We start from the raw sequence: 3806 nt of genomic DNA, 5'->3' as shown, positions 1-3806 counted from the left end.
AGATGGGTATAAGAGACAGGATTTGCTGGCTGGTCTCGCGCCAGTAGAGGACCCCCGACGCGAAGGGGTTGGCCGTCATCTCACGGCCCTTCTGGCTGTCGGCGTGGGTGGCGAAGACGAACCCCTCGTCGGTGATCCGGTTGAGGGCGACCATGCGGGTCGAGGGACGTCCGCGGGTGTCCGCGGTGGCCAGCGCCAGCGCGCGGGGTTCGCGCACCCCGAGGCGGACGGCGTCCTCGAACCAGGCGCGGACGAGCGGCACGGGCTCGGCCGGCGGCGCGTGGAACTCGGGGAAGGCGATGTCGATGGTTCCCGTGAGGGTCTCCGACCTGGCTGTGCTCATGATGGGTATCTCCGTTTCGGTGTCAGATCCGCGCCGTGCCGTGGGCGAAGACGGCGCCGCTGCCGCCGACCTCCACCGAGGTGACCCGGTCGGAGGTGCCCTCGGCACGGGCGATCATCAGGGAGGGGCGGGCGATGTCGAGGCCCTGCAGGATCTCGATGCGCCGCCCGTACCCGGCCAGCCCGTGGCGGGCCAGGTGGATGGCGAGCGGGCCGGCGGCGGACCCGGTCGCCGCGTCCTCGACGACGCCGTACGCGGGCGAGAACATGCGGCTGCGCCACTGCGTGCCCGAGCCCGCGAAGCAGTTGGCCGCCATGTCCGGGAAGAGGGACAGCGCACGGTGGTCCGGGTGGAGGGCCGACAGCGCCTCGAAGCTCTCCAGGCCGACGAAGACGTGCCGGGGGCCGTTGCGGTAGATCTCCACGGGCAGCGTGGACGTCTTCACGCCCAACGCGTCGAGGAGCTCGTCGGCCTCGTCGAACGGCTTCCAGGTGGGCACCGGCTGGCGCATCCGCGCGGCCACGGCCCGGCCGTCCGCGTGGTCCACCTCGAAGGGGATGGTCCCCACCTTCGTCTCCAGCCGGAGGCCCGGCCGCCCTGTCTCGTTGCCCAGGGCGATCGCGGTGCCGAGCAGCGGATGGCCGGCGAAGGGCAGTTCGTTGACCGGCGTGAAGATGCGGATGCGCGCGTCGCCGCCGTCACGCGGGGTGAGCACGAAGGTGGTCTCGGAGAGATTCATCTCCCGTGCGATGCGCTGCATGCGCTCGCCGGGGATGTCGTCGGCGTCGAAGAAGACCGCCACGGGGTTGCCCAGAAGGGGCTCGGTGGCGAAGGCGTCCACGACGACGTACCTGTGCATGTTTCCCTCCAACGGGGTGGTGGGCGGATGCGCGGTCAGGGGCGCAGCAGGTCCCGGAGCGCGGTGGCGAGGATCCGGGGCCCGTCCTGGGTGAGCACCGACTCGGCGTGGAACTGCATGGACGTGAAGTGCGGTCCGCGCAGAGCGTGCACCTCACCGGTGTCCGGATCACGGCTGATCTCGACCCGGCCGACACCGTCGATCCGCGCCTCGGCCCCGTCGGCGACGGCGGCGAACGTGTTGTAGAACCCGACCCGTTCCCGGTCGCCGAAGAGCTCGATCTCCTTCTGCACGCCCTGGTTGGGCACGTCCCTGCGGCGCAGCCGGAAGCCGAGCAGGCGACTGAGCACCTGGTGGCTGAGGCAGACGGCGAGGAAGGGACGCCGCTCGGCCAGCAAGGTGCGCACCGCCTCGCGCAGGTGGGCGATCTTGGGGTGGCCGGTCTCGCCCGGGTCGCCCGGCCCCGGTCCCATGACCACCAGGTCGTAGGCGTCGAAGGAGTACGGCTCGTCGAAGCGGCGCACGGTCACCGCGAGGCCGGTGGAGCGCAGTTGGTGGGCGATCATCGAGGTGAAGGTGTCCTCGGCGTCCACCACCAGGACATGACGTGTTGTCAGGTCGGGCAGCGGCCGGGCGCGGTCGTGCGTCTCGCGCAGCCAGAAGTCGGCGATACCGTCGTTGCGGCGCGCCAGGGCGGCCCGGACTCCGGGGTGGTGGGCGAAGCGGGTGCCGGTGCGATTCTCCAGGGCCGCGATGAGCCCGGCGGCCTTGGCCCGGGTCTCGGCCGCCTCGGCGTCCGGGTCGGAGTGCCGCACGAGGGTGGCACCGACCCCGATCCGCACCTGTCCGCCGGCGTCGATGTCGGCGGTGCGGATGAGGATGGCGGAGTCCAGCAGGCGGCCGCCGTCGGCGTCGCGGCCGATGAGGGCGGCCACGCCGCTGTAGTAGCCGCGGCCCTGCGGCTCGTGACGGGCGATGATCCGGCAGGCGCTTTCCAGGGGGCTGCCGGTGACGGTCGGCGCGAACAGCGTCTCGCGCAGGATGTCGCGCACGTCGCGGTCGGTGCGGCCCTCGATGAGGTACTCGGTGTGCGCGACGCGGGCCATCTCCTTGAGGTACGGGCCGGTGACCCGGCCGCCCTCGGCGCAGATCCGGGCCATCATCTTCAGTTCCTCGTCGACGACCATGTACAGCTCGTCGGTCTCCTTGCGGTCGGCGAGGAAGTCCATGACCTCGGGCAGGCTGGGGCCCGTCGGGGGATAGCGATAGGTGCCGCTGATGGGGTTCATGACCGCGGCCCCCGCGTCGAGGGTGATGTGGCGCTCCGGGGAGGCCCCGACGAACGTCCGTGTGCCGGTGTGGATGAGGAACGTCCAGTACGCTCCGCTCTCCTGTTCCAGCAGCCGGCGGAAGAACGCGAGCGCGCTGTGCGGGCCGTAGTCCCCGATGTCGGCCACGAAGGAGCGCTTGAAGACGAAGTTGGCGCCCTCGCCCTCGCCGATGGCCTCCTTGACGATACGGCGCACGGTGTCGGCGTACGCGGCGTCGTCCACGTCGAAGTGCTCACCACTCAGCCTGGTCGGCACGTCCGGGATGCGGCTGAGCGCATCGGCGAGCCGGACGGTCTGCTGACCGGTGACGGTCATCGCGATCAGCGGCGCTCCGTCGTCCGGGGCGGCGAACCCGCGCTCGGCGACCTGCCGGTAGGGCACGAGCGCGAACACGTCGTGCCTGGCCCCGCCCGGATCCGCCACGGCCTCGGGCAACGCGATCTCCCTCAGCGAACCGGGCGTGGCGACCTCGCCCACGAGCACGTCGAGCAGACCGGGCCCGGTGCTCTCGGGGCGGTGCAGCAGGGCGTACGGGCCCGGCCGGCCGCCCAGCACTCGGCCCAGCAGGTCGTCCGGTTCCACGGTGCCGGTGCCGCTCATCCGAAGACCTCCTTGGTGGTGACGACCATGGCGCAGCGCTCGGCGGCGTAGCGCACGGCCAGCCGGTGGTACTCCTCCGAGAAGTCGGCGACCGCGTCGGCGACGAGGAACGGCTCGATGTCGTTGGTGTACGCGTCGACGGCGGACATCAGGACGCCCACATGGGCGTAGACCCCGCACAGGACCAGCTGGTCCCGGCCGGCCTCGCGCATACGGCGCAGCAGGTCGGAGCGGAAGAATGCGCTGTAGCGCCACTTGGTGAACCGCCAGTCCCCGGCGGCGGGCGCGAGTTCGTCGACCACCTCGCGGTCGACGGGATCGGTGCGCATGCCCGGCCCCCAGAAGTCCTTCAGCAAGCCACGCTCTTCTTCGCTCATGCCGCCGGGCTGGGCCGTGTAGGCGACCGGTACACCGCGCTCGGCACACCACCGGCGTACCTGCGCGGCGTTGCGCACGAGTTCGGTGCGTACGGCGTCCGGGAACGGTGCGAGGAAGTAGCGCTGCATGTCGTGGACGAGCAGGACCGCGCGGTCGGGGTGGAGTGTCCACCGGGCGGTGTTGCGGGGCAGGTCGCCCGCGGTCGGAAACGGATAGGGGTCGATGGGCGGTATGCCGGTCATGGCCCTGGGCTCCAGTTCCTGGTCGCAGGATCTCTCGTGGGTGGGCTTTGGGG

At 71.4% G+C, this 3806-nt stretch carries 4 protein-coding genes; all 4 read right to left on the bottom strand.

What is annotated here, in order from left to right; translation table 11 throughout:
* The coding region (locus C1J00_RS39850; protein WP_180989869.1) for a pyridoxamine 5'-phosphate oxidase family protein at nt 1–343 on the bottom strand (343 nt) is incomplete at its 3' end.
* 22 nt (nt 344–365) lie between these two features.
* On the bottom strand, nt 366–1202 hold the full coding sequence (locus C1J00_RS39845) for a PhzF family phenazine biosynthesis isomerase (protein WP_102913741.1): 837 nt from the start codon (nt 1200–1202) through the stop codon (nt 366–368).
* A 35-nt stretch (nt 1203–1237) separates the two neighbouring features.
* The gene (locus C1J00_RS39840) at nt 1238–3133 is read right to left on the bottom strand and encodes an anthranilate synthase family protein (RefSeq protein ID WP_102913740.1); all 1896 of its coding nucleotides are present in this window, start codon (nt 3131–3133) and stop codon (nt 1238–1240) included.
* Nucleotides 3130–3753, bottom strand: coding sequence for an isochorismatase family protein (locus C1J00_RS39835; protein ID WP_102913739.1), 624 nt, complete (start codon nt 3751–3753; stop codon nt 3130–3132). The genes C1J00_RS39840 and C1J00_RS39835 overlap by 4 nt, the downstream gene beginning before the upstream one ends.
* Between the last annotated feature and the right edge of the window lie 53 nt (nt 3754–3806).

The sequence above is a fragment of the Streptomyces cahuitamycinicus genome (assembly GCF_002891435.1).
Classification (GTDB): Bacteria; Actinomycetota; Actinomycetes; order Streptomycetales; family Streptomycetaceae; genus Streptomyces; species Streptomyces cahuitamycinicus.
The sequence above is the reverse complement of the archived record's forward strand: the minus strand, read 5'-3'. Positions and strand labels throughout refer to the sequence as shown.